Annotated in this window: 1 protein-coding gene; it reads left to right on the forward strand. The window is 62.3% G+C overall.

Translation table 11 applies throughout. The annotated features are described in order from the left end of the window. Positions 1 to 845: Ldh family oxidoreductase (locus LK10_RS01080; protein ID WP_156143973.1), on the forward strand; the 845-nt coding region annotated here is incomplete at its 5' end. Positions 846 to 1,583: the final 738 nt, after the last annotated feature.

Raw genomic sequence — 1,583 nt, forward strand, 5'->3', positions numbered from 1 at the left:
CTCGTTCTCGAACAGCCAGTAGACGACGGCGAGCAGCACCGAAGGGACGACGAGGATCAGCCCGATGCTGCGCGGGTCGTGGCATCGCCCAGGTGGCGCTAGCGCGAGCTCGCCAGAAGATCATGCATGCGGTTGAAGAAGAGGGCGTCGCTCTCGTGGCGATCCGTCACTCGCACCACCACAGCGCATTGTGGCCCGACCTCGAGCCGTTCGCTGAGAGTGGCTGCATCGCTCTCACAACGGTCACCGGTGGCGTTCCCACCGTCGCGCCGGTCGGGGTCCACGAAGCCGTGCTCAGCACAAATCCTTTTGCCTACGCCATCCCTGTGGCCGGTGCACCCCCGCTGGTGGCAGACTTCGCCACCTCCTCGGTGTCGTTCGGGGATCTCACTCTAGCTGCGCGTACCGGTCGCCCTGTGCCCCCAGGTACAGGTGTCGACGCAGAGGGGCGCGACACCACTGATGCGGGAGCGATTGCCGATGGTGGTTCCCTGTTGCCGTTCGGCGGCCACAAAGGCGCAGCGCTCTCGGTCATGGTGGAGGTGCTCGCCTCGGCATTGACCGGGGGCGCATTTTCCCGCGAAGCATCCGTAGATAAGCCTTCTGGCGCACACTCCTCACGCACTGGCCAGTTCCTTCTGGTAATTGATCCAGACCGCGGTACGTCTGGCGAATTTGCGGACCGGGTTGCGACGTTCACGAAGATGTTGCGAGCAGCAGGGATGGACAGGCTGCCCGCCGACCACCGCTACGCGCGCAGGGCAGAGGCAGAAGCCAGGGGGATCCCAGTCACCAACGCGATCCGAGAATTGTTGGACCTGCCGACCCGCCGACCGGGGCCTTAAGTGAGCTCTCACCCAGCGTCATCCTTTCCCACAAGCTGTCGTGGGATCGCCACAATTACGTTGCCGCCCGCTTTTGGCATAGCCGCCATCGTTCTCCAGCAAGATCGCAGCCACAGCCCTCAGGGCGGAAAGAAATAAAAAGGAGCGGGCCTGTGGACAGGGATCCTTGACAGTGTCCGAAACCATGAACTCGAACCCTGTGCGGATGGAGTAGGGTTCGCGGCCCAAAGAAAGGGTGCTCTTGTGTGCAGATATTGGCTGCGGATAGGAACCATTCGGGCGCTGGGAGAGCGCATGGCGAACTCCTTGGAACTCTCCTACAGCCTCCGGGGAGACAACGCCGCTGACGATTGGTTCATCGCTGGAGAGCTCCCTGGGGCGGTACCGATCGGCATTTTTCACGGTAACAGCCGGAACGAGCTCGGCACGATCGGTGGCGAGAGGAAGGCAGCAACCGCCATGCGAAGCACGGGCCTACTGGAGGGTGGGGGCGGAGAATTGGCTATTGACACCCCGATGTGACCCGGCTTACTTTGTCATACAACCAACCAATCTGATTGTGAAGCAGGTCGGTCCGACAGAGAAGTCGGCCGCAGCGAAACCTGCAACCCGCTCCCGTAGTCGTTCGACATACCCCGGCCTCCCCCTCTCAGGCACCGGGCAACAGGAGGAACACCGCAAATGAGCAAGCCCAGCAGAATTGCCTTCGCCGTCATCGGGGTGTTGGTGCTAGTCGTC

Source organism: Sinomonas humi (assembly GCF_000802235.1).
Classification (GTDB): Bacteria; Actinomycetota; Actinomycetes; order Actinomycetales; family Micrococcaceae; genus Sinomonas; species Sinomonas humi.